This window comes from Streptococcus mitis (assembly GCF_946190115.1).
GTDB lineage: Bacteria > Bacillota > Bacilli > Lactobacillales > Streptococcaceae > Streptococcus > Streptococcus mitis_CO.
Genome location: NZ_CAMHZG010000054.1, coordinates 1 through 404, shown reverse-complemented (window position 1 = coordinate 404; position 404 = coordinate 1). Strand labels below are relative to the sequence as shown.

The 404-nt window shown below is 53.7% G+C and carries 1 pseudogene; it reads right to left on the bottom strand.

Features of this window, described 5'->3' with window-relative positions:
* A pseudogene (locus N8L90_RS09370) lies at positions 1 to 404 on the bottom strand (adhesive domain-containing protein); the annotation flags it as partial.

Here is a 404-nt window from a genome sequence, read left to right as displayed (position 1 = left end):
ACCTCAGCGTCAACAAGCGCGGTAGCATCTACGTCAGCAAGCACAAGCGCGGTAGCATCTACGTCAGCAAGCACAAGCGCAGTAGCGTCTACCTCAGCAAGCACAAGCGCCGTAGCCTCTACCTCAGCGTCAACAAGTGCGGTAGCATCTACATCAGCAAGTACTAGCGCCGTAGCGTCTACCTCAGCATCAACAAGTGCCGTAGCGTCTACATCAGCAAGTACTAGCGCAGTAGCCTCTACATCAGCGTCAACAAGTGCCGTAGCGTCTACATCAGCAAGTACTAGCGCTGTAGCCTCTACATCAGCCTCAACAAGCGCCGTAGCTTCTACATCAGCATCAACAAGTGCGGTAGCCTCTACATCAGCGTCAACAAGTGCCGTAGCGTCTACATCAGCAAGCAC